The organism is Agrobacterium sp. CNPSo 2736 (genome assembly GCF_004005385.1).
GTDB lineage: Bacteria > Pseudomonadota > Alphaproteobacteria > Rhizobiales > Rhizobiaceae > Agrobacterium > Agrobacterium leguminum.
Map to the genome: position 1 here is coordinate 136,457 of NZ_RZTX01000006.1, position 23,030 is coordinate 159,486.

The 23,030-nt window shown below is 61.4% G+C and carries 19 protein-coding genes; 7 read left to right on the forward strand and 12 right to left on the reverse strand.

Going from position 1 to position 23,030, the window contains the following annotated elements; all coding sequences use genetic code 11:
* Positions 1-10: 10 nt before the first annotated feature.
* The 5 genes from EM858_RS12600 to EM858_RS12620 all read right to left on the reverse strand — a co-directional run bounded on the left by EM858_RS12600 (position 11) and on the right by EM858_RS12620 (position 4,775).
* Entirely contained in the window at positions 11-922 is a 912-nt protein-coding gene (locus EM858_RS12600; protein ID WP_080820364.1) for an ABC transporter substrate-binding protein, read from the reverse strand.
* A gap of 96 nt (positions 923-1,018) precedes the next feature.
* Entirely contained in the window at positions 1,019-1,903 is an 885-nt protein-coding gene (locus EM858_RS12605) for an AraC family transcriptional regulator (RefSeq protein ID WP_080821057.1), read from the reverse strand.
* A 386-nt stretch (positions 1,904-2,289) separates the two neighbouring features.
* Complete coding sequence (locus EM858_RS12610) at positions 2,290-3,342, reverse strand: NAD(P)-dependent alcohol dehydrogenase (protein ID WP_127756872.1); 1,053 nt, start codon at positions 3,340-3,342, stop codon at positions 2,290-2,292.
* Between the two features lie 260 nt (positions 3,343-3,602).
* Positions 3,603-4,052, reverse strand: coding sequence for a DUF1801 domain-containing protein (locus EM858_RS12615; RefSeq protein WP_080853693.1), 450 nt, complete (start codon positions 4,050-4,052; stop codon positions 3,603-3,605).
* Between the two features lie 129 nt (positions 4,053-4,181).
* Complete coding sequence (locus EM858_RS12620) at positions 4,182-4,775, reverse strand: TetR/AcrR family transcriptional regulator (protein ID WP_164865416.1); 594 nt, start codon at positions 4,773-4,775, stop codon at positions 4,182-4,184.
* Positions 4,776-4,896: 121 nt separating this feature from the next.
* Between EM858_RS12620 and EM858_RS12625 the strand changes: the two genes are divergently transcribed.
* The 7 genes from EM858_RS12625 (at position 4,897) to EM858_RS12655 (ending at position 14,178) form a co-directional block, all read left to right on the forward strand.
* A complete protein-coding gene (locus EM858_RS12625; RefSeq protein WP_127756873.1) occupies positions 4,897-6,123 on the forward strand; it encodes an MFS transporter in 1,227 nt (408 codons plus the stop codon).
* Between the two features lie 303 nt (positions 6,124-6,426).
* Positions 6,427-6,930: an RNA polymerase sigma factor gene (locus EM858_RS12630; protein ID WP_080820354.1), complete on the forward strand. Its 504-nt coding sequence runs from the start codon at positions 6,427-6,429 to the stop codon at positions 6,928-6,930.
* 151 nt (positions 6,931-7,081) lie between these two features.
* A complete protein-coding gene (locus EM858_RS12635; RefSeq protein WP_127756874.1) occupies positions 7,082-8,038 on the forward strand; it encodes a FecR domain-containing protein in 957 nt (318 codons plus the stop codon).
* A 116-nt stretch (positions 8,039-8,154) separates the two neighbouring features.
* Complete coding sequence (locus EM858_RS12640; RefSeq protein ID WP_127756875.1) at positions 8,155-10,575, forward strand: TonB-dependent receptor; 2,421 nt, start codon at positions 8,155-8,157, stop codon at positions 10,573-10,575.
* Positions 10,575-11,465: an ABC transporter substrate-binding protein gene (locus tag EM858_RS12645; RefSeq protein ID WP_127756876.1), complete on the forward strand. Its 891-nt coding sequence runs from the start codon at positions 10,575-10,577 to the stop codon at positions 11,463-11,465. The genes EM858_RS12640 and EM858_RS12645 overlap by 1 nt, the downstream gene beginning before the upstream one ends.
* On the forward strand, positions 11,462-13,432 hold the full coding sequence (gene fhuB, locus EM858_RS12650; RefSeq protein WP_080820348.1) for a Fe(3+)-hydroxamate ABC transporter permease FhuB: 1,971 nt from the start codon (positions 11,462-11,464) through the stop codon (positions 13,430-13,432). The genes EM858_RS12645 and fhuB overlap by 4 nt, the downstream gene beginning before the upstream one ends.
* A complete protein-coding gene (locus EM858_RS12655) occupies positions 13,429-14,178 on the forward strand; it encodes a siderophore-interacting protein (RefSeq protein ID WP_080820346.1) in 750 nt (249 codons plus the stop codon). Before fhuB ends, EM858_RS12655 begins: the two co-directional genes overlap by 4 nt.
* 60 nt (positions 14,179-14,238) lie before the next feature.
* On the opposite strand, the gene purU is transcribed toward EM858_RS12655, so the two are convergent.
* Genes purU through EM858_RS12690 form a run of 7 tightly spaced genes read right to left on the reverse strand, consistent with a single transcriptional unit; the run spans position 14,239 to position 22,966 of the window.
* Positions 14,239-15,123, reverse strand: a complete 885-nt coding sequence (purU, locus tag EM858_RS12660; RefSeq protein ID WP_080820344.1) for a formyltetrahydrofolate deformylase — start codon at positions 15,121-15,123, stop codon at positions 14,239-14,241.
* Between the two features lie 21 nt (positions 15,124-15,144).
* Positions 15,145-16,539, reverse strand: a complete 1,395-nt coding sequence (locus EM858_RS12665; protein ID WP_127756877.1) for an L-serine ammonia-lyase — start codon at positions 16,537-16,539, stop codon at positions 15,145-15,147.
* Positions 16,540-17,808: a serine hydroxymethyltransferase gene (glyA, locus tag EM858_RS12670; RefSeq protein WP_080820339.1), complete on the reverse strand. Its 1,269-nt coding sequence runs from the start codon at positions 17,806-17,808 to the stop codon at positions 16,540-16,542. It lies immediately after the preceding gene.
* Positions 17,809-17,825: 17 nt separating this feature from the next.
* On the reverse strand, positions 17,826-18,380 hold the full coding sequence (soxG, locus tag EM858_RS12675; protein ID WP_162936916.1) for a sarcosine oxidase subunit gamma family protein: 555 nt from the start codon (positions 18,378-18,380) through the stop codon (positions 17,826-17,828).
* 13 nt (positions 18,381-18,393) lie between these two features.
* On the reverse strand, positions 18,394-21,384 hold the full coding sequence (locus tag EM858_RS12680) for a sarcosine oxidase subunit alpha (protein ID WP_080820335.1): 2,991 nt from the start codon (positions 21,382-21,384) through the stop codon (positions 18,394-18,396).
* Complete coding sequence (locus EM858_RS12685; RefSeq protein WP_080820334.1) at positions 21,381-21,701, reverse strand: sarcosine oxidase subunit delta; 321 nt, start codon at positions 21,699-21,701, stop codon at positions 21,381-21,383. Before EM858_RS12685 ends, EM858_RS12680 begins: the two co-directional genes overlap by 4 nt.
* Before the next feature lie 11 nt (positions 21,702-21,712).
* Positions 21,713-22,966 carry a sarcosine oxidase subunit beta family protein gene (locus EM858_RS12690; RefSeq protein WP_080820333.1) on the reverse strand — a complete coding sequence of 418 codons (1,254 nt, stop codon included), beginning with the start codon at positions 22,964-22,966 and terminating at the stop codon, positions 21,713-21,715.
* Positions 22,967-23,030: the final 64 nt, after the last annotated feature.

A 23,030-nucleotide genomic window follows, 5' to 3' on the forward strand; every position in this document is an offset into this window, starting at 1 on the left:
GGAGGAGTTCTTACCAGCTGAACTCGCCGGCGTTTTTGCTGTCGACGACCATAACGTCGATCGGGACTTCCTTAGGCACCACGCGAGCGCCCCACTTCTGGGCAAGCGCCATGGCAAGGCCGACACGGACCTGGTCACGCGGGAACTGCGCGGTGGTTTCGATGAAAGGACCACCCTCGGCAATCGCCTTCACAGCTTCCGGAGCACCGTCTACCGAGGTCAGCTTGATGTCCTTGCCGGAGCCCTGAATAGCAGCGAGTGCACCCATCGCGCCGCCGTCATTCACCGAGAAGATACCGGCGAGGTTCGGACGCGACTGGATCATGTTTTCAACGACGCCGAGAGCAACGGAGCGGTCCTGACGGCCATTCTGCGTATCGACGAGCTTGATGTCGGCGAATTCGGCAAGCGCTGCCTTGCAACCTTCAACGCGCTGCAGGATCGGCACGACCGGAATGCCGTCGAGGATCGCGACTTCACCCTTGCCGCCGAGCGCGTCACCGAGATGCTTGCACGACTTGTAACCCGCGTCACGGTTCTTCGAGCCGACGAAGGTGTCTACCGGGCCGTTTGCGTTGGCGTCGACAGCAACGACGATCACGCCGGCAGCCTTTGCAGCATGCACGGCGGCTTCGATACCGGCGCTGTCCGTCGGGTTGAGGAGCAGAATGTCGATCTTCTGCTGAAGCATGTCTTCGACGTCGGAAATCTGCTTCGCCACATCGTGGCCGGCATCGGTCACGACGACATCTGCGCCGATGCTTGCTGCGGCTTCTTTCAGCGCCTCCTGCATCGATACGAAATAGGGGTTGTTCAGCTCCTGGAAGGTCATGCCGATCTTCAGCTTTTCCTGCGCCAGCGCCGGAGCAGCCATCATTGCGATTGCGGCTGTTGCCATCAGAAACTTGGATTTCATTTTCATCTCACTATTCCTCCCGTTTGGAAAGTTGGGGCAACAAGTGCCCGTTTCCGGACAGCCCTCTGCCCGAATTGGTAAAAATCGGCGATGTGTCGCTGGTTAATCCGCCATGACCGCTGCCTTCTGGGCTGCGAATATGGTGCGGAACCTCGACGGCGACATTCCCTTCAATTTCAGGAAATGCCGGTTGAAATTCGAAAGATTGGAAAAGCCCACATCGTAGCAGACCTCCGCCACCTTGACCTCCTGATCCGCCAGCAGCATCTGGCAAGCGAGATCGATGCGTAACTGATTGCGATACCGCACCAGCGTCGTTCCCGTGTGGCGCTTGAAGGCGCGGGAAAAGGCGCTTGGGCTCTGGCCTACCATCTCGGCAAGGTCGATTTCCTCGACCTGCTCGGTCAGGTGCTGGCGCAGATGCGACAGCGCGCGGTTGATGCCGCTGTCGCCGATGCCGGTCAGATCAAGCTCGTAGCTCAGGCTTGCCAGCACCTCGGAAGACGGCGCATTGACCAGGAGATCGAGAATTTCCCAGAAAAGTGCGAGCCGCGTCAGCCCCTGCGCCTCGATCAGCCGAAGGATCAGCGGGCGAACGCGATCGCTTGTCTCATCGTCGAACAGAATGCCGCGGCGGCTGCGGTCCAGCAGCGCACGGACCACCTCCATCTCGGACATGGAGGTGCAGGCATCCTCGATAAAAGCCTCCGGAAACTGGATCACGAGAGAGCGTGTCGGCACGATCTCGTCCGGCTCGATCTCGCTGATCCAGTTCTGGGGGAGATTGGGACCGGTCATGATGAGCTGACCGGGGCCGAAACGGCCGACGAAATCCCCGATATAAAACGTGCCTGACGTGGCGACAACGAGGTGGATTTCGTATTCGGGATGATAATGCCAGCGCACGGTGCGGAACGGATAGCCATGCCGCCAGGCAGCGAAGGATTCGCCCTTGCGGATGTGCACCAGTTCCAGATCGGGCTGCATCATAGTTCCTCCCATCGACACGTCCGCCGCATTTGCGGAGCAGAGCCATTCCTCTTTATGGCTCGTCCCAGGCGTTGATGAGGAGCATATGGCGTGCGCTATCTGTGCTTCCACATCACGCCGAAGAAATTACCGATACTTTTTTGACTCTTTTTTGTCGGAAATTGAATAGTCGCCGGATGAGGCTGGCCAAAAACTCAGCGGTCGCGCCGATTTTTTTGCACAATTCGGCGTGATCCGCTCAAACAATGCTCACCCGAAGGCGATATCTTGTAAATTTTTGGAGTGCGGACCACCGGACAACGGCAGACCGCACTCATACTTTTCCGCAGCATCTCTGCCACTCAATCATCGGTGGCAGGCATCGGTGGTCGGCACGCGATCTTTTATTGCGGCATCACGATCTGAAGTTTCACGTCCGTTTCCCGCGCCTCCACCGCCCGGTCGAAGCCGGCGATGCTGTCTTCGAAGGGGATGGTCGCGGAAATCAGCGGCTTCAGGTCGACCTTGCCGGACGCGATGAGCGCAACTGCCCGGTCGTAAACATTGGCGTAGCGGAAAACCGTTTCGACCCGCAGCTCCTTGGCCTGCAGGCCGACAATATCGACCGGAACCGGATCGACGGGCATACCGACCAGCACGATCGCGCCGCCCGGCCGCGCCAGCTTCGCCATGCCGAGCACGGCGGGTGCTGCACCCGAGCATTCGAAGACGATATCGCAACCCCAGCCGTCGGTCGCCGCCGAGACGGCCTCGGCGAGATTGCGTTCGCGGATGTTGACGGTTTCGATGCCATCATAGGAACCGATGATATCGAGCTTCGGCTGGGCGAGATCGGCAACGATGACCTTGGCGCAACCGCCGGCAAGCGCCGCCAGCGCCACCATCATGCCGATCGGACCCGCCCCCGTGACGACAGCAATATCGCCCGGCTGGATACGCGCCCTGAGCGCTGCCTGCATGCCGATGGCGAAGGGTTCGACCATGGCGCCTTCGGCAAAGGACACATTGTCGGGCAGCTTATAAGTGAAGGCGGCGGGATGAATGACCTCAGGCGTTAGGCAGCCATGGATCGGCGGCGTCGCCCAGAAGCGGACAGCCGGATCGACATTGTAGATGCCGAGCTTGGAGGCGCGCGATGTGGGATCGGGAATGCCGGGCTCCATGCAGACGCGGTCACCCACCTTCAGGTGCGTCACCTCGGCGCCGGTGTCGATCACCGTTCCAGACGCTTCATGGCCGAGCACCATCGGCGCATTGACGACGAAATGACCGATCTTGCCATGGGTGTAATAATGGACATCCGAGCCGCAGATACCGACCGTATGGGTGCGGATGCGCACATCCCTGGGCCCGAGTTCAGCGGATCCCGCTCCACCCGGAATGTCAAAATCCCTGAGCGAGAGCTTGCCTTTTTCTTCCAGCACCAGTGCCTTCATCTCATCCTCCGTGGTTTGCGATACGCCTGGCAGCGAATTCAGTGAGCGTGATGGCGTGCAAGCCCGGCAAAAGTAAACAGAAATCGGCCGGATCTGCCGGTTTTTCTTCACTCCGGAAAAACTGTATCGGACAGCCCGCGATTTCTCATCATCCGCGGCGCGACGCGATCCTCAAGAGGCAGGAAAACCGGCCTGATTCGTTGGCCCATTTCGCGAGCATCGCGCGCTTGAAAGCCTGTGGCACCGATAAACCCGGTCGCTCACATTTTTTCGCCGGGCAACACGCTTGCCTGCCTCACCCACTCCACGAACTGCGCTTCATCGAACGCATCCTCGTGGATATCGAGGTAGCGGACCTTCGGATGTTTGGAAGTGCCGGGCGGCAAAGGCTGCAAGGATGCGCCGTTCAGGAAGGTCACCTTGATGTATTTCGTAAAGCAGTGAAGGCTGAGGAACCAGATATCGTCCTCCATGCCATAGAAGGGCGAATTCCACTTCACAGCCTTGCGCACGCCGGGCACGACACCTTCGATCAGCCTGTCGATACGGCCACCGACCGCGCTTTTCCACCCCGGCATGGCGGCGATATAGGCCTGCACCGGCGCGTCGCCATATCCTTTTGCAATCTGGGGATTACCGCCCGAAAGAAGCTTCGGCGATTGATCCGATGGCGCGCTTCCGGACGCTTTTTCCGACGGCTTGTCGACCATAACCTTGACCTCAGAGGTGTCAAACAGGTGCTACCAATAACATGATCCGTATCTATTCCAGATATCTCTACACATTTTCCGTGATGATCGCCTAGCCGACCCGGAATAACAGATAGGCCGCTATGCGGGTCAGTCTTTCCTGACCCGCAATCCCTCCAGAAAGGTCCGGAAACTGCCGACAGCCCGTTTCGAGGTCGTTTCGGGATCGTCGGAATTGGCTATCCATTGGGCGGCGCTGCTGCTCGCCGCATTGATGAAGCGGGCGCATGCCTCCGGATCGATGTCGCCGATGGTGCCTTCTTCCCGAAGCGCATCCAGGCTTCGGGCGACAGCCGAGATACAGCCATTGGCATTGGGCCAGCGCGACGGATCGCCGAGCACCGCCGGCCCGTCGCGAAACATGATCCGCTGGATTTCCGGCTCGAGAGCCATGCGCACATAACCGACATTCTCCTCGACGAAACCCTCCCACCGGGTCGCGGCCCTCGAAGAGATGTCGCAGAGCCTATTCGTCATCTCCGCATCGATTTCTGCCACAACGGCCAGCAGCAGGCCTTTCTTGTCGCCGAAATGGTGATAGAGCGCGCCACGGGTGAGACCGGCTTCGGCGGTGAAGTCGTCCATCGACGCTTCCGCATAACCGATGCTGCCAAAGGCCTTGCGGCCGGCAGCCAGAAGCTTCGCCCGCGTCTCGGCAATCATTTCACTGCGAGGTTTGCGCATTTCTTCTCCATTTTCCACATACGACGCGTATATTAGTTGACATACGCGTCGTATGCAATTATCTCATTCGCATACGCCACGTATGTATGTGGTGGACACCCTTAGAACAAGGTGCATCCCGATGTCTAATCCATACAGAGAAATTTTCCGGGCTCCAGGCGCAAAAGGCTTTTCCGCCGCCGGTTTCTTCGCCCGCCTTCCCATTGCCATGGCCCCGATCGGCATCGTCGCCATGCTTTCCCAGACTCACGGTGAATATTGGCTGGCTGGCGCCGTCTCGGCAACCTTCGCATTGACCAATGCCGCCCTCTCCCCGCAAATCTCCCGTCTGGTGGACCGCAAGGGGCAGAGCAAGGTCCTCATCCCCGCCACCATCGTCTCGGTCATCGCCTTTGCGACGCTGATTATCGCGACAAATCAGAGATGGCCGGCGTGGACGTTGTTCCTTTCCGCCTTCCTCGCCGCCGCCATGCCGAGCATTCCCGCCATGATGCGCGCCCGCTGGACGGAAATCTTCCGCGACCGGCCGGAGCTGAACACCGCCTTCGCCTTCGAATCCGCCGCCGACGAACTTGTCTACATCTCCGGCGCCTCGCTTTCTGTTGGCCTTGCGGTTTCGCTCTTTCCGGAAGCGGGCATGATGATCAGCACCACCTTCCTGGCGCTCGGCACCTTTGCCTTCCTTCTGCAACGCTCGACCGAGCCCAAGGTGCGGCCGGTTGAAAGCGGCCGCCGGCAGCGTTCGGCCATCTTCCTGCGCCCGGTCCAGATCATCACGCTTGCGCTGATCTTCGTCGGCTCCACTTTCGCCACGGCCGAGGTAAGCGCCGTCGCAATCACCAAGGCGCTTGGTCAACCGGAAGCCGCCAGCCTCGTCATCGGCGTCTATGCCATCGGCTCCTTCGTGGTCGGCCTCATTCTCGGCGCGCTCAACCCCAAAATGCCGCTGCAACGGCAATTGCTGATCGCCGTCAGCGTGCTCGCGCTCACCGCCCTGCCGCTGCTTGTCGCCAACACCTCGGTAGCGCTTCTCGCTTTCGCCGTTTTCCTCAGCGGCGTTGCAATCTCGCCGATCTTCATCACCTCATTCGGCCTGATCGAGCGCCGCGTGCCGGAATCGATGCTAACGGAAGGCGTGACATGGGTGATGACCGGCATCGGTATCGGCATGGCGCTCGGCGCCTTCGTTTCCGGCTGGGTGATCGACAATTTCGGCCCGGACAACGGTTTCTGGGTGTCCGTCGCCGCAAGCCTTTCGACAGTCGCCATCATCGCGCTCGGCCAGCGAAGCCTCTCCGGAAATCGCGGACGGTCGGATATGGAAGCCGTGGCGCAGCCCGCCGAATAACAACCTTTACTCGCAGTCTGCCTCGTTCATCGCGGCAATTGATATGACCGCAGGAAAAGTCACAGACTAATCCATAGTACAGCGACTGTTTTACTTTACCGTCGCCCCGCAAGCATGATACCGGCAACATCAACGGCCGATGATATCATGCCTGCGGGGCGATCCTGTTTATCGAAGCCGTCGCTTCGCATATTCTCGAATTCGGCACCGATTGCACATAATCGACCGACGGCTGCATCGTTCGACACACCGACCGTCCGTTCACCGGGCAGGCACGGGGTCGGTTACCGGAAGGCAAGGCTCTTGAGTTGGGATCTGCAGGAATTGTTCCGGCTATATGCGAAGGGCATCGTCAGGTCCCTGCGCAGCAGGGGCATCGATCCTGAAACGGCATCCGATCTGGCGCAGGATGCCTTTTTGAAGGTGCTTGCCTCACCGCCGCCGGCAAGTGCCGTCTCCCACAATCCCAAATCCTACCTCTATACGGTGGCGCGCAATCTCAGCATCGATCATTATCGCCGCGAACGCAGTCTGCGCCGTGTCGACCTGCCGCAAAACGCCTTCGATGCCATCATAGATCCGTCGCCATCGGCCGAAACCATCGTCTATGACCGTCAGCGGCTGCAACTGGTGGAACAGGCGCTTTCGGAACTGCCCCGTCGGGTGCGCGAAGCCTTTCAGCTGCACCGGATGGGCGGCCTGACGATCAGCGAAGTGGCGCAGAAGCTCGGCATGTCCACCACCCGCACCTGGGTTTTGATCCGCGACGCCTACGAACACATAGAGGATCGGCTGAACGGTCTGTAGAGGACGGGAACCGTCGTCTTGCCCCAGATATCGCCGTTTAATCGCCGGCCTGCGCATTAAACTTCTTTCATTCGGAAATATGCGGCCTCTCATTCGTATATATCAAAGGCTGTGACATTGTCCGGTCTCCGGCAATCCTGAAAGGCTCCCTATGAACGAAGTGTCGGAAGAACGGCGCCTGTTTCGTGAAGCTGCGGATATTGCCATTCGCCTGCAGAACGATCCCGGCAATCCCGTCGCCATCGAAACGGCACGCGCCTGGATCGAACGCGGACCGGCCCATGCCGCCGCCTGGGCGAAGGTCGCCGCGATCCACGGCATGACCGGCCAGATTCTGGCCGAGGAGGCCCGTTCCTCGCAAAAGGGCTTCGACCCCAACCGGCGTCTTCTGCTTGTCGGAGGCGTGCTCTGTCTTGGTGCGGCGGCAGGCGGTTCGGTGCTGGCACCCTATGCGACGTTACGCGCCCGCGCCGACTATCTGACATCGACGGCCGAGATCAGAGAAATTCCCCTCGAGGACGGCAGCATGGTCACGCTTGGGCCGAACAGCGCAATCACCGTCGATTTCGGCGAGCGGGCAAGACGGGTGAACCTCCTTACCGGCATGGCCTATTTCGATGTCATGCCCGATGCTTCGCGCCCCTTCTCCGTCGCCTACGGACCATTGACCGCCACAGCGCTCGGGACCGCTTTCGACGTTTCGGGCGACGATCTCTCCATCTCCGTCTCCGTCGATCATGGGCTGGTTCTGGCCACATCGCCCGATCTGCCCTCTCCAGGCGGAGAGAAACTGGCGGCAGGCGAGTGGCTGACCTACGACCAGGCATCGCGCCGTATGGATCGCGGCGTCAGGGAGGCTTTTGAAATCGCGGCATGGCGCACGGGCATGCTCATTGCCGAAAAGGAGACGGTCGCGGCGGTGGTCAATCGCATCGCCCGCTGGCAAAAGGGCAAGGTGGTCATCGCCACCCCTGCCCTGAAAAACAACGTCGTCAGCGGTGTCTTCGATCTTGCCGACCCCATCCGGGCGCTCGATGCGGTGGTGCGGCCATTCGGCGGCAAGGTGCGGGCCGTCACGCCATTTTTGACCGTTATTTCCTCCATTTAAGAAAACTTGAGAAAAAGAGGAAAATTTTCGAACGTCATTCGTATTGTCCTCAGAGAACCCGCCGCCAGCACAGGCCGGCCGGTCTCCGGGGACAGATTTAATGGAGTGGCTTTCACATGGGGAATGAGTTCTCATCGGCTCATAAGGGTACAAACAGGGGTCGTAAGGGTCGTGGCGCGCTGTTTTTCGCCTTTCTGGCGACGACCACGACGCTTGCCGCCGGCATCGCGGCACAGCCAGCCTTTGCGCAGACGGTTTATTCGGTTCCGGCCGGCCCGCTGAACAAATCGCTGGCAACCTTCGGAAAACTGTCGGGAACGCAGATTTCCTACGATGCCTCGATTGCACGCGGAAAACTTTCACAGGGCGTCAGCCGCGCGACAACCCGCGAGCAGGCGATCGTGGAGCTTCTGCGCGGCACCGGCCTCGTTTATTCCTTCACCGACGCCACCTCCGTCATCATCGCCGCACCGGTCAGCGCGGCAAGTGCTGCGGCAGCCGGAAACTCCACCCTTCTCGAACCCATTACGGTTCAGGGCGCGCGCGGCGCATCCGTATTGCAGCAGGACGGGCTGGCGCAGGATGGCTACCGCACGGAAACCCTGTCATCCCTCGGCCTGCTCGGACAGACGGCCATTCGCGATACGCCGTTTTCCGTCACTGTTGCACCAAGGGAACTGATCCAGAATATCCAGGCGCAATCCCCTGAGGATATTTATCGTGTCCTGCCGACCATCCGCAGCCAGACGCCGCAGATGTCCGGCTGGGCGCCGATGGCCAATATTCGCGGCTTCACCACCTATGATACGGCCGAAGACGGCTTCCGCCGCTCCTACAGCCATGCGACGGTGCTGGAAGACAAGGAACGCACCGAGGTTCTTTCCGGCCTTTCGGGCTTTCTCTATGGTGCGGCCTCGCCCGCCGGCATGATCAATTATGTGTACAAGCGCCCGACGCAGGAACGTTTGAACAGCGTGACGGTCGGCAATTACGGCGGCGCGCAGGCCTTCGTCCATGGCGATTTCGGCGGCCGCATCGATCCGGAAGGCGACATGGGTTATCGCCTCAATATCGTCCGCTCGGCGGGTGACACCGCCATCGATGATCAGAATGTCGACCGCTTTCTGGCAAGCGGCGCTTTCGACTGGAACATTACCGACCGGCTGAAACTGGAACTCAACGCGTCCTACAGCAAATACAAGATGGATGCGCCGAACTCCTACTGGTTCGTCCGTGCCGGCGTAACGCGGCCCGATGCGCCGGACGCGAGCAAAAACTGGAGCCAGCCATGGATTCACGACGAGATCGAGAAAAAAAGATACTCGGCAAAACTCACCTATGATGTGAACGATGCCATTACCCTGCGCGGTGGATATATGCGGGAATATGTCGATCGGCCCGTGCAGGACCATACGATGAATTCCATTCGCGCACCTAGTCAATATTACCAGCTCGCAATGCGTTCAGGTGAAACAAAAAACACATTCGAAGCCGCCAACGCGTTCGCTGACGTTTCGTTCGACACGGGAGCCGTGTCGCACAAGCTGACTGTCGGATATCATATGTTTCAGGACAGATCATGGTCGACGGTGGATAATCCAAGTACCGGATATATCGGCCCCTTCCCGATGTCATCTCCTCTTCATCTGCCGGAACCGGCCTTTCCTGCGAACACCTCGCCGCTTTATAAAGCGGGCTATGCGCGCAACCACAACTTCGTTGTCGGCGACCAGATCGAGTTCAGCGAACAATGGTCGGCCCTTGTCGGCGCCAATTACAGCGTGATCCAGACCCAGTCTCTGAACAGTGCCGGCGTCCGCACCGCTCCCGATTACGACGAAGGGCGGCTTTCGCCTTCGGTCTCACTGCTATTCAAGCCAATCGAACAGGTAACCCTTTACGGCAGCTACATCGAAGGGCTGGAGCAGGGCGGCGTCGCGCCGACGACGACGGTAAATTCCGGGCAGATCATGGCCCCCATGGTCAGCAAGCAGAAGGAAATCGGCATCAAGGGCGAAGTCGGCGACCTGCTGCTGACAGCGGCCTTGTTCGACATCTCCAAGGCTTACGAACTCACGACGGATGCCAACCTCTATTCGCAGGACGGCCGCCAGCGCCATCGCGGCGTCGAGTTCACGGCGACCGGCAAGGTGACGGACGATCTTACCGTTCTCGGCGGCCTGACCTTCCTCGATGCACAGGTCGAGGGCGGAACCTATGACGGCAACCGCCCCATGAACGTCGCCAATGTTCTGGCGAAGGTCTATGCCGAATATGAGGTTCCCACCGTCGAGGGACTGTTCCTGACCGGCGGCCTTTATTACACCGGCAAGCAATGGGCGAATTCGGTCAACAACGACCGCCTCCCCTCCTATGTCACCGCCGATCTCGGGCTGCGTTACACCACCGAAAACTTCGGCAATCCGCTGACCTTCCGGCTGAATGTCAGCAACATCACCGATGAGAACTACTGGCAGAACAGCTATTATCTCGGCGCGCCGAGAACCGTATCCTTCTCGGTTCAGGCGAAATTCTGATGATGCTGCGCAGTTCCCTGTCCCGCAGAGCGCTGCTCTGCGGGACAGGTGCTTTTTTCCTCACAAACCGGCCGTCATTGGCCGCCCGTTCCGGCGGCATCGTCGCCATGGACTGGGTGAGCGGGCAGAACCTGCTGGCGCTTGGCGTGCAGCCCGCAGCCATGCCGGAACTGGAACGTTATGCCAGCCTCGTCGTCGAACCGGCCCTGTCGCCCTCCGTTGCCGAGCTTGGATTGCGGTCCGAGCCCAATCTGGAACTTGTCGACTATCTTCGGCCAAGCCTCATCCTGCACAGCAATGATTTCACCGTGGCCGCCGGCCGGCTTGCCGCCATTGCCCCCACCCACCTTTTCGATGCCGGCGTCACTGCGGGCGAGACCCATTTAATCAGTGGCAGAAACGCTCTCATCGCTCTCGCCGCACAGATCGGTGAACCCGACCGGTTTGATGCGTTTCAGGAAAGTTTCGACGCGGAAATGCAGCAGGCCCGCGCACGGCTCTCCGCCTATGACGGACGGCCTCTGCTGCTGGCGACGGTCATAGATGGCAGGCGACTCCTGGTTTTCGGCAGGAACAGCCTTTTCCAGAATGTTCTCGATCAATTCGGCATCGAGAACGCCTGGGATGGTTACACCTCGAGATTTGGTCATACGACAGTGACGGCCGACCAGCTTTCCCGCCATCCGCAGGCGCGGCTTCTGTGCATCGGCGATACCAGCAGCGAAAAGCTGGATACGCTTCTCAGCGCACCGGTCATCAAAAGCCTGTCCTTCATTCGTGAAAACCGGTTGGTGCGTATCGGGGACGTATTGTTTTACGGCGGATTGCCGCCGGCAAAACGTTTCGCCCGCCTCGTTTCAGAAGCCCTTGCCGGTGAGGCATCGCCATGAAGAGGACGGCGAACATAGCCGCGATCGTCGTCACATCGCTCGCCATCGTCTGCGCCGGCCTTGCCGGCTTCAACCTGTTTCTGCGCATGCCCGATGGGACGCCGCTTGCAGCCCTGTTTTTTCCCGATCCCGACATGACGGCGCAGGTGCTGCTTCACAATACTTTGCTGCCTAGAATCGTCGTCGCGCTGATGACCGGCGCCACACTCGGCCTTGTCGGGGCGATCCTGCAAAACATCCTGCGCAATCCGCTTGCCGAACCGGCGACACTCGGCATTTCGGCCGGTTCCTATCTGCTGCTTGCCATTGCCACGCTCTGGTTCCCGCAATGGATGGCCGCACAGGAATGGATCGCCTTTGCGGGCGCGGCGCTGTCGCTTCTGGCGATCCTCGCGCTTTCGTGGCGCAAAGGCCTGTCGCCTGTCACCGTCACGCTGGCGGGCATGATCGTCAGCCTTTATTGCGGCGCGGCGAGCGCCGTTCTGGTGCTGTTCAACCATGATTTTCTCGTCAGCATCTTTTTATGGGGTGCTGGATATCTCGATCAGCAGGACTGGAGCGCCGTCTCCTTTCTCGCCCCTCGTCTCACTGTGCTCATCCTTGCAGTTGTGCTGCTTCTTCGCCCCCTGACGATCATGACGCTCGAGGACGCCAATGCCAGAAGTCTCGGCCTGTCGCTTGCCGCCTACCGCCTGCTGACGCTGGTGGTAGCGGCGGCCTTGACGGCGGTGGTCACTGCCTCGGTCGGCATCATCAGCTTTATCGGCCTTGCCGCCCCCGCGCTGGCGCGCGCCTGCGGCGCAAGACGAATGGGCGCGCAGCTTGGGTATTCGGCGGTACTTGGCGCGCTGCTGCTCACCTTGACCGACCAGATCGTCCTGTTTTTTCCCGTTACCTATCGATTGTTCCCGACTGCCGCCGTCACCGCTCTTCTCGGCGCGCCGCTGATGTTCGCGCTGATCCGGCGGCTGAAGATGCCCGCCCCGCCGCAGCCGGGTGCACAGCCGGCGGTGGCGCGCCTTGCCCGGCCCATGCCCGCTTTGCTCGGCCTCGTCGCCCTTCTGTGCGTCGCGGCCGGCGTGGCGCTCTTCGTCGGGAAAAGCACGGAGGGCTGGTTTTTAGCGGGGCTTTACGACACGCACGGTCTCGGCTGGCGCTGGCCGAGGGCGCTCGCGGCCTTCAGCGGTGGGGCCATGCTGGCGCTTGCCGGCACCATTCTCCAGCGCGTCACCGGCAATCCCATGGCGTCGCCGGAAGTGCTGGGCGTCTCTTCCGGGGCGATGCTCGGCGTCATTGCAGTTCTCCTCACCCTTGCCGCACCTACCCGCTCCGTCCAAATCCTCGCCGGTGCGGCGGGGTCGCTGACGGTTTTGCTGCTGATGCTGAGCCTCTCGTGTAAGCCCGGTTTTTCGGGCGACCGGCTGCTGCTGATCGGCATCGCGCTCAGTTCCATCTCCGGTTTCGTCATGGCCATATTGATGACGTCGCAGGATCCGAGGCTCGGTCAGCTTCTCGCCTGGCTTTCCGGCTCCACCTATGCGGTCGCGCCGGGCGAAGCCATCATGGCGACGCTGCTGCTTTCCGGAGGACTTGCCCTTGTCCCCTTCATCCGCCGTTGGCTGGAGGTGCTGCCGCTTGGCGAGGATATCGCCAGAAATACCGGCGTCTCGGTCGTGGCTAGCCGCAACGGCCTCTATTCGCTTTCCGCCATTCTCACGGCAAGCGCCACAATCCTCGTTGGCCCCTTGAGTTTCGCCGGCCTGATGGGGCCGCATCTGGCGCGGCTTGCGGGTTTCCAGCGCGCCGGCACGCAATTGCCGGCGGCGGCGCTGATCGGCGGGCTCATCCTGCTCGTCGCCGACTGGCTGGGCCGCAACCTTATTTTCCCGTTTCAAATACCCGCAGGCCTCCTGGCGACGGTGGTCGGCGGGCCGTTTTTGCTCGTACTGATCGGAAGGCGCGCATGACCATTCTCACGGATGAGAGTTTTCGGATACTGACGGTGGTCGACAGCCAGCGCGTCGCCCCTTTCATGCAGCGCCTGCGATTTTCCGGCACCGGTCTTCAGCGTTTCGATACGCTGGAGAACCTGCATGTCAGGCTTTACTTTTCAAAGCGGAGCAAAGACTTCATCGGCCATCTTCCTCCCGGTGAAAATATCGGGGCATCGGCCGATGCCTTCGACGTGCGCTATTATACGATCCGCGCGATCGACGCCGACAGCGGCTTTATCGACATCGATTTCGTCCTGCATGAGGATGCCGGGCCGGGATGTTCCTTTGCCCGGAATGCACGTCCCGGCGCGCTTTGCGGCATGTCCGGCCCCTGCGGCTTAGGAATGAGGCCGGCAAAACACTATCTGCTGGCCGGAGACGAAACCGCCCTGCCCGCCATTGCCCGCATCTGCGAAAACCTGCCCGAAAATGCGACGGGCCGGATTTTCCTCAGGGCCGAAAATTGCCGATATGGCATCGCCGCCCCCTCCGGCATCCAGATATGCTGGCTGCCCCGCTCGACCGTTTGCCCCATGAGATTCGTTGAACGCGTTGGCGATGCGGCCTTGGAAACGGCCGCCTCCAACAATGAATATTTCCTGTGGCTCGCCAATGCCTTCTCGCAATGGCAGTGTTTCCGGGACAAATTGACGGTCCTGTCCAAAAAACGCTATCTCAACGCCTGCTACTGGCGGGACGACATGACGACAAGCCACTGAAAATTTTCTGAATGGACTGGCGTTTCGCCTTGGGAAAGAACGTCAATCACGACCCCACATTCAGCCCATGCGCTCGGAGACATGTTCTCCCGGCGACGCGGGAAAGACGACCGTCTTGTTTCCGTTCAGAAAGACCCGGTGATGAATATGGGCGTGGATGGCCCGCGCAAGCACCTGGCTTTCCACATCCCGGCCAAGGCTGACATAATCCATCGCGCTCTGGGCATGGGTCACGCGGATCGTATCCTGCTCGATGATCGGTCCCTCATCGAGATCGGCGGTGACGTAATGGGCGGTCGCGCCGATCAGCCTCACTCCGCGTTCATAGGCCTGTTTGTAAGGATTGGCGCCCTTGAAAGACGGCAGGAAGGAATGGTGGATGTTGATGATGCGGCCAGACATTTCCTGACACAGCCGGTCCGACAGCACCTGCATGTAACGCGCCAGCACCACGAGTTCCGCTCCGTTATCCCGCACCACCTGCAGGATCGCCGCTTCCGCCTCGGGCTTCGTTTCCGGCGTGACGCGGATGTGATGGAAGGGAATATCCTCGTTCACCACCTGCTTCTGGTAGTCGAGGTGGTTGGAAATCACGGCGACGATCTCCACCGGCAGCGCGCCGATGCGGGAGCGATACAGCAGATCGTTCAGGCAATGACCGAAGCGCGAGACCATGATGACGACCTTCGTCTTTCGCGAAAGGTCGTGAATATCATAATCCATATCGAAATCGGCCGCGACGGGACCGAAGCCGTCAAGCAGCGCCTCGCGTCCCGATCCCTGTTCGGAAACGAAACTCAACCGCATGAAAAAGCGACCCGTCTCCTGATCGGTGAATTGCGAACTGTCGTTGATGTTGCAGCCGGACCGGGCGAGATAACCGGATACGGCGGCGACGATGCCGCTGCGCGCCGGGCACGAGACTTTCATGATATAGGTGGTCAAATCCTGCTCCCCCTTGATGGATCAGCACTCAGGCAGGTTGACGGCGATGCCGCCCTGCGAGGTTTCCTTATATTTCACATGCATGTCGCGGCCGGTCTCGCGCATCACGGTGATGCAATTGTCGAGCGGCATGAAATGGGTGCCGTCGCCGCGCAGCGAAAGGCTGGCCGCCGAGACGGCCTTGATGGCGCCCAGCGCATTGCGTTCGATGCAGGGAACCTGAACCAGCCCCGCCGCCGGATCGCAGGTCATGCCGAGATGATGCTCGAGCGCGATTTCGGCGGCATTTTCCACCTGCGCGTTGCTGCCGCCCAGAACCGCGCAAAGCCCGGCTGCCGCCATGGCCGCCGCCGATCCCACCTCCCCCTGACAACCGACTTCCGCCCCCGAAATCGAGGCATTGTGCTTGATGAGACCGCCGATGGCCGCCGCCACCAGCAGAAGGTCGCGGATGCCTTCGCGGTGCGCACCGACGCAATGGTCGAGATAATAGCGCGCCACCGCCGGCACCACGCCCGCCGCGCCATTGGTGGGAGAGGTGACGACGCGCCCGCCGGCGGCATTTTCCTCATTCACCGCCATGGCGTAGACGCTCATCCAGTCATTGGCCTGATGCGGCTGGGTGAGATTAAGCCCGCGCTCGGATTGCAATTGCGCATGGATAGCCTTCGCCCGGCGCTTCACTTTCAGACCGCCGGGCAGGATGCCCTCCTGCGTCAAGCCGCGCTCGATGCAGCTTTCCATCACCTCCCAGACGCGGTCCAGCCTCGCATCCAGTTCCGCCCCGTAAACAACCTCTTCATTCGCCCGCTTCATCTGAGCGATGGTCTTGCCCGACGCGCGGCCCATGCGCAGCATTTCCGCCGCCGTGCTGAAGGGATAGGGCACCGGCTGCTGCTTGCCGGCGCTCAATCCCCCAGCCGACCTTTGCAGCTCCGTTTCGGTGACGACGAAACCGCCGCCAATCGAATAATAGACCTCCCGATGATAGGTGTTGCCCTGACGGTCGCAGGCAATGAGGACCAGCCCGTTGGCATGGCCGGGAAGCGGCGGGCCATAATCGAAGACCAGATCCCTGTCCGGATCGAACCGCAGCGCCGGCAGCCCCTGGGGCTCGACGAGGCCGGTCCTGCGCACCTCCGCCTCGATCTCCTCCACCCGGTCGGGATCGAGCGTATCTGGCTTCAGCCCGCACAGGCCGAGGACGACCGCGCGATCCGTCGCATGGCCCTTGCCGGTGAAGGCGAGTGAGCCATGCAGGCTCGCCCGCAGGCCGAAAAGGTTTCCGGCCCCCGGGATCTTGTCGCCGCCGCGTAGATCGTCGAGAAACCGGGCGGCCGCGACCATGGGCCCCATCGTATGAGAGGACGATGGGCCGATGCCGATCTTGAATATATCGAAGACCGACAGGAACATTTACGAACCGTAGATCGGGAAGGCGTCGCAAAGCGCTGCGACCTGCGCCCGCACATCGGCCTCGACTGCGGCGTCACCCTCGGCATTCGCCGCCAGCGCATCGATGACACGCAGGATCAGCGCACCGATCCGTTCGAATTCAGCCACGCCGAAACCGCGCGTGGTGCCGGCGGAGCTGCCGAGCCGGATACCCGAGGTGACGAAGGGCTTTTCCGGGTCGTTGGGAATGGCGTTCTTGTTGCAGGTAAGCCCCGCCCGCTCCAGCGCGATTTCGGCAACCTTGCCGGTCACGCCTTTCGGGCGCAGATCGACCAGCACCATATGGCTGTCGGTTCCGCCAGAGACGATCCCCAGACCACCCTGCGTCAGTACCTTCGCCAACGCCTGAGCATTGGCGATGACCTGGCCGGCGTAATCCGCGAAGTCCGGGCGCAGCGCCTCGCCGAAAGCCACGGCCTTGGCGGCGATGACATGCATCAGCGGACCGCCCTGATTGCCGGGGAAGACAGCCGAGTTCAGCTTCTTGGCGAGATCGGCATCATTGGTGAGGATCACACCGCCGCGCGGACCGCGCAGGGTCTTGTGGGTGGTGGAGGTGACGACATGGGCGTGCGGCACGGGGTTCGGATATTTGCCGCCGGCGATCAGCCCGGCATAATGGGCCATATCGACCATCAGATAAGCGCCGACTTCATCGGCGATCTTGCGGAAGCCGGCGAAATCGATCTGGCGCGGATAGGCCGATGCACCCGCCACGATCAGCTTCGGCTTCGTCTCCAGCGCCCGTGCCCGCACCTTCTCCATATCGATCAGATGAGTTTCGGCGTCGACCTCATAGGAGACCACATCGAACCACTTGCCGGACATGGTGACCGGCGAACCGTGGGTAAGGTGGCCGCCATGGGCGAGCGACAGGCCCATGATCCGGTCGCCGGGCTGCAGCAGCGCCAGAAACACCGCCTGATTGGCCTGCGCGCCGGAATGCGGCTGCACATTGGCGAATTCAGCACCGAAGAGCTGCTTCAGCCGATCGATGGCGACCGCCTCGACCTTGTCGACAAATTCGCAGCCGCCGTAATAGCGCTTGCCGGGATAGCCCTCGGCATATTTGTTGGTCAGCACCGAGCCTTGCGCCGCAAGGACATCGGCGGAAACGATATTCTCCGAGGCGATCAGCTCGATCTGCGTCTTCTGGCGGTCGAGTTCCTCGGCGATGGCGTCGGCGATCACTGTGTCCGAAACGGTATTGTGTGACAGGCGGTTGAGCATTCTTTCCTCCTCTGAGATCAGGCGATGTCCGCCGCAAGTTCCTTGCAGCCGGTTTCAAGCAGATGGCCAAGATGCGATACGAAACTGTTCCAGATATCCATGCGGAAACGGTTTTCCGCATCGCGCCAGAGCACCACGCTGACGCCGTCGAAAATCGTCCGGCGTCCCTCGCCGACGGCAATCGTGTCGATGTCGCGGGCGCAGCCCAGCGTCAGCAATTCGGCAGCCTGCGGACCTTCGATCAGGAGCGTCACTTCTCGTCCGGAAATATCGACGAGACTATGCGGATGGCTGGCGTAAACGCCTGCGCAGGCGGCGATCAGCCCGTCAACCGCGCTGACAGGTGCAAGCACGGTCCATTCGTCGGGACCAAGGCGCAGGACTTCGATGTCGCCCGAAGCGGCGCGGAGGCCGATCCGGTCCGGCAGGGTAAGGCCAAGGGCGGCGTTGAGCGGGGCGAGATCGCCGCGCGCCCGCAGCGACAGCCGCGCCTGCGCGGCCAGAATACTGACCCGGGCTGCTTTGCTCTCGGCCAGCATGCCGGGAACGGGGGAGGAAACGCGCATGTTCATTGTCATCTCCAGGTCAAATCTTCAGGCGGGTATTTTCGGGATCGACAAAGACCATCCCGGTGATTTTCGCGGCAATGGTGCGGTTCAGCATCGGAATGTAGACGGTCTCGCCCATCCGCTCATGCCCGCCTTCCACCAGCGCCAGCGCAATCGGCTGACCCACCGCATCCGAGTGATAGGACGAGGTGACGTGACCCACCATTTTCATCGGGATCGGCTGTTTCGGATCGAAGACGATCTGCGCGCCCTCTTCCAGCTTCGAGCGGTCTTCGGTCAGAAGACCGACGAGGTGACGGCGACCTTTGGCGACGAGATCGGGGCGGGCAAGGCCGCGTTTGCCGACGAAATCGGGCTTCGCCTTGCCGACGGCCCAGCCCATCGCCGCATCATAGGGCGTAACCGTGCCATCGGTGTCCTGGCCGACGATGATGTAACCCTTTTCGGCGCGCAGCACATGCATGGTTTCCGTGCCGTAAGGCGTGATGCCATATTGCTGACCGGCCTCCCACAGGATTTCCCACAGCTTGCGGCCGAGCGGCGCCGGCACATTGACCTCGAAGCCGATCTCGCCGGTGAAGCTGACGCGGAACAGCCGCGCCGGCATGCCGGCCACCGTGCATTCCACGCAGGACATATGCGGGAAGGCCTCTTCCGTTAGTTCGACACCTTCCACCAGCGGCGCGAGCAGCTTTGCCGCGTTCGGGCCGTTGAGCGCAATGGTCGACCATTGCTCTGTCGTCGATGTCAGCCAGACATTCAGGTCCGGCCATTCGGTCTGGAGGTAATCCTCCATCATGTTCAGCACGCGGGCGGCCCCGCCTGTCGTGGTGGTGACGTGGAAACGGTCCTCGGTCATGCGGCCGATGACGCCGTCATCACGGATGAAGCCGTCATCGCCGAGCAGCAGGCCATAACGGCAGCGGCCGGCGGCAAGCTTCGTCCAGGGATTGGTATACATGCGGTTCATGAACTCGACCGCATCCGGCCCGATCACTTCGATCTTGCCGAGGGTCGAAGCATCGAAAATACCAACGCTCTGGCGCACCGCCCGGCATTCACGGCTGACCGCCGCATCCATGTCTTCGCCCGGCTTCGGGAAATACCAGGCGCGACGCCATTGCCCGACCGGCTCATAGACCGCACCGTGCTCCTCAGCCCACCCGTCGATCTGCGTCTTGCGCGTCACTTCGAAATGCGCGCCGCGGTGATAACCCGCAAACGCTCCGAAGGTCGTTGGCGTATAGGGCGGGCGGAAGGTGGTCAGTCCCACCTGCGGCTGGCGCTTGCCCAGCGCTTCCGCCGCGATGTTGAGACCGTTGATGTTGGACATCTTGCCCTGATCGGTCGCCATGCCGTTGGTGGTGTAGCGCTTGACATGCTCGATGGAGCGCATGCCCTCACGCACGGCAAGCCGCAGATCCTTGGCGGTCACGTCGTTCTGGTAGTCCACGAAGGCCTTGGCCTTGCCGGCATCGCGGTCGCTCGGAAGCTCCGTGTGCGACACGCCGCTGCCGGTACGGTCATGTTCCACCGCATGGCTGGAACTATTGGCGGCCTTGCCGAGTGCGGCGGTGACTTCACGGCCCCGCTCCGCACCGTCCTTCAGCGCCGCCTCGATGCCCCAGAGCCCTCGCCCCGCCCCGGCAATCACGCAATCCTCGTTGGTAACTGAAGGCAGGAAGGTGGTCCGCTCATCGTCCCAGGCGATCTTGCCCTGCGTATGGGAAAAGAGATGCAGCGACGGCGTCCAGCCCCCCGACATCAGCACCGCGTCGCAGGCGATCTCCTGCCCCGCACCGACCGACGCGCCATTAACCGCATTGACCCGGACGGACTTGACCCGCAGCCGCCCCGACGTCGCCGTGACCGTATGCGACAGCTTGACCGGAATGCCGAGCGCGCGCGCCTCGTTCACCAGTTCCTCGCGCACCTTGGCGCGGGTATCGACAATGGCCTGAACACGCGCGCCGGCACCGTGAAGATCGAAGGCCGCATACCAGGCGCTGTCATGGCTCGTCACCACCACCGGCCGGTTGCCGACCTTGACGCCGTAGCGGTTGAGATAGGTCTGGGCAGCACCCGCCAGCATCACACCCGGCCGGTCGTTGCCGTGGAAGACCAGCGGCTTTTCCAGCGCACCCTGCGCCAGCACCACCTGACGCGCCCTGACACGCCACAGGCGCTCGCGCGGCGTATCCTTCGGCACGGTTTCCCGATGGTCGGTCAGCTTTTCGCAGAGGCCGATCATGTTCTGATGGTAATAGGCAATGGCCGTCGTGCGGGTCATGACCCTGACGCCGCGCTCCCTCAGCGCCTTCAACTCATCTGCAAGCCAATTCCATGCGGGCTTGCCGTCGATCTTCGCCTGCGGCTCGGACAGCAGCGTGCCGCCGGCCTCGGCATTTTCATCGACCAGCACGACCTTAAGGCCATCGACCGCCGCCGCACGCGCTGCCGCAAGACCGGCAGGACCGGCGCCGACGATCAGCACATCGCAATGCAGGTTGCGCGAGGCATAAGTGTCGGGATCTTCCTCCGTCGGCGAAACGCCGAGACCCGCAGCCGCGCGGATGAAGGGCTCGTAGACCTTGTTCCAGAAGCTCTTCGGCCACATGAAGGTCTTGTAGTAGAAGCCCGCCGAAAACAGCATATAGGCCATGTCGTTGACCGCGCCGATATCGAATTTCAGGCTCGGATATTTGTTCTGCGAGGTGGTTTCCAGCCCGTTCCAGATTTCCTGCACCGTGGCGCGGGTGTTCGGCTCGAAACGTCCAGCGCTGCGGCGGGTGCCGATCAGCGCATTCGGCTCCTCGGAACCCGCCGCCACCGGGCCGCGCGGGCGGTGGTATTTGAACGAGCGGCCCATCAGATGTACACCATTGGCGAGAAGTGCTGAGGCAACCGTATCGCCCTTCACGCCGCGATAGGTCTTGCCGTCGAAGGTGAAGCTGACCGAGCGGGCGGCATCCACACGGCCACGGCCGGAAACGCGATAGGAGTTCATTTCGACACCTCGGAACTGGCTGGTGCACGGGTCAGGGAAGAAAGTTCAGGACGCGGCTCGCCCGCCCGGTAGGTCGTGAGGAAACGGTCGCTCACCGTGTCGCGCACGGCGTTGAAGAAGCGCCCGCACCCATGCAGATGCCGCCAGCGCTCGAAATGCGGACCTTTCACGTTTTCGCGGATGAACAGGAATTCTTCCCATTGTTCATCGGTCTGCGACGAGGGATCGGCCGCGCGGGTAATATGGGCCTGTCCGGCATAGGTGAATTCGGCTTCGGGCAGGGTTTCTTTGCAATAGGGGCAGCGGATCAGCAGCATGGTTCTTATCCTCAGTGCGCCACGGCGGCGGCGGCAGCCTCGTCAATCAGGCGGCCGGAGCGGAAACGTTCCAGCGTGAAGGGCGCGTTGATCGGGTGCGGTTCGTTTTTGGCGATGGTCCAGGCGAATGTGTGGGCCGCGCCGGGCGTGGCCTTGAAACCGCCGGTGCCCCAGCCGCAATTGACGTAAAGACCGGCAACCGGCGTCTTGCCGAGAATGGCCGAGCGATCCGGCGTCACATCGACAATGCCGCCCCATTTGCGCAGCATCCGCATGCGGTTGAAGATCGGGAAGATTTCGACGATGGCGGCGATCGTATGCTCGATCAGCGGCAGGCCGCCGCGCTGCGAATAGGAGGTATATTGATCCGTACCCGAACCGATCACCAGCTCGCCCTTGTCGGACTGGCTGATATAGGCGTGGACCGCGTTCGACATGACCACGCAGGGGAAGATCGGCTTGATCGGCTCCGACACCAGCGCCTGCAGCGGATAGCTTTCGAGCGGCAGGCGCACGCCGGCCGTGTCCATGACGACCGAGGTGTGGCCGGCGGCCGAAACCGCGACCTTTTTCGCCTTGATGAAGCCCCTCGCCGTCTCGACGCCCGCGACGGAGCCGTCGGTATTGCGGCGAATGGCCGTGACCGGGCAGTTCTGGATGATATCGACACCGCGGGCGGCGGCGCCGCGCGCATAACCCCAGGCAACCGCATCATGGCGGGCCGTGCCGGCCCGTTCCTGAAGCGCGCCGCCCATGACGGGATAGCGGGCATTCGGCGCGATGCTGAGCGGCGGGCAATATTCCTTGCATTCTTCCGGGGTGAGCCAGCGATTATCCACGCCGTTCAGACGGTTGGAATGGATGTGGCGCTTGAAGCTCTGCACATCGTGCACATTATGCGCCAGCATCAGCACGCCGCGCCTTGAATACATGACGTTGTAGTTCAATTCCTGACTGAGATTTTCCCACAGATCGACGGCGTGATCGTAAAGACGGGCGCTCTCGTCATAGAGATAGTTCGAGCGGATGATCGTGGTGTTGCGGCCGGTATTGCCGCCGCCGAGCCAGCCCTTGTCGATGACGGCGACATTGGTGATGCCGTGCTGGCTGGCCAGATAATAGGCAGCGCCCAGACCATGGCCGCCGGCGCCGACGATGATCACATCATATTCGGTTTTCGGCTGACTGTCGGGCCATTGCTCGTCCCATTTCTTGTGGCCGGTCAGGGCATTCCGCAAAAGATTGAAGGCATTAAAACGCGTCATGAGCGGACCCGATAGTTGGAAAATCTCGTGTCGCAAAAGCTAGGAGCATTTGCCGCGCCCCGGC

What these genes read in the sequence shown, in the direction of transcription:
- EM858_RS12655 (WP_080820346.1), top strand. Translation starts at nt 13,429, where the DNA reads ATGACCATTCTCACGGATGAGAGTTTTCGGATACTGACGGTGGTCGAC.
- EM858_RS12600 (WP_080820364.1), bottom strand. Translation starts at nt 922, where the DNA reads ATGAAAATGAAATCCAAGTTTCTGATGGCAACAGCCGCAATCGCAATG.
- EM858_RS12665 (WP_127756877.1), bottom strand. Translation starts at nt 16,539, where the DNA reads ATGTTCCTGTCGGTCTTCGATATATTCAAGATCGGCATCGGCCCATCG.
- EM858_RS12605 (WP_080821057.1), bottom strand. Translation starts at nt 1,903, where the DNA reads ATGCAGCCCGATCTGGAACTGGTGCACATCCGCAAGGGCGAATCCTTC.
- EM858_RS12690 (WP_080820333.1), bottom strand. Translation starts at nt 22,966, where the DNA reads ATGACGCGTTTTAATGCCTTCAATCTTTTGCGGAATGCCCTGACCGGC.
- EM858_RS12645 (WP_127756876.1), top strand. Translation starts at nt 10,575, where the DNA reads ATGATGCTGCGCAGTTCCCTGTCCCGCAGAGCGCTGCTCTGCGGGACA.
- soxG (WP_162936916.1), bottom strand. Translation starts at nt 18,380, where the DNA reads ATGAACATGCGCGTTTCCTCCCCCGTTCCCGGCATGCTGGCCGAGAGC.
- fhuB (WP_080820348.1), top strand. Translation starts at nt 11,462, where the DNA reads ATGAAGAGGACGGCGAACATAGCCGCGATCGTCGTCACATCGCTCGCC.
- EM858_RS12685 (WP_080820334.1), bottom strand. Translation starts at nt 21,701, where the DNA reads ATGCTGCTGATCCGCTGCCCCTATTGCAAAGAAACCCTGCCCGAAGCC.
- EM858_RS12620 (WP_164865416.1), bottom strand. Translation starts at nt 4,775, where the DNA reads ATGCGCAAACCTCGCAGTGAAATGATTGCCGAGACGCGGGCGAAGCTT.
- EM858_RS12635 (WP_127756874.1), top strand. Translation starts at nt 7,082, where the DNA reads ATGAACGAAGTGTCGGAAGAACGGCGCCTGTTTCGTGAAGCTGCGGAT.
- EM858_RS12615 (WP_080853693.1), bottom strand. Translation starts at nt 4,052, where the DNA reads ATGGTCGACAAGCCGTCGGAAAAAGCGTCCGGAAGCGCGCCATCGGAT.
- glyA (WP_080820339.1), bottom strand. Translation starts at nt 17,808, where the DNA reads ATGCTCAACCGCCTGTCACACAATACCGTTTCGGACACAGTGATCGCC.
- EM858_RS12680 (WP_080820335.1), bottom strand. Translation starts at nt 21,384, where the DNA reads ATGAACTCCTATCGCGTTTCCGGCCGTGGCCGTGTGGATGCCGCCCGC.
- EM858_RS12610 (WP_127756872.1), bottom strand. Translation starts at nt 3,342, where the DNA reads ATGAAGGCACTGGTGCTGGAAGAAAAAGGCAAGCTCTCGCTCAGGGAT.
- EM858_RS12640 (WP_127756875.1), top strand. Translation starts at nt 8,155, where the DNA reads ATGGGGAATGAGTTCTCATCGGCTCATAAGGGTACAAACAGGGGTCGT.
- EM858_RS12625 (WP_127756873.1), top strand. Translation starts at nt 4,897, where the DNA reads ATGTCTAATCCATACAGAGAAATTTTCCGGGCTCCAGGCGCAAAAGGC.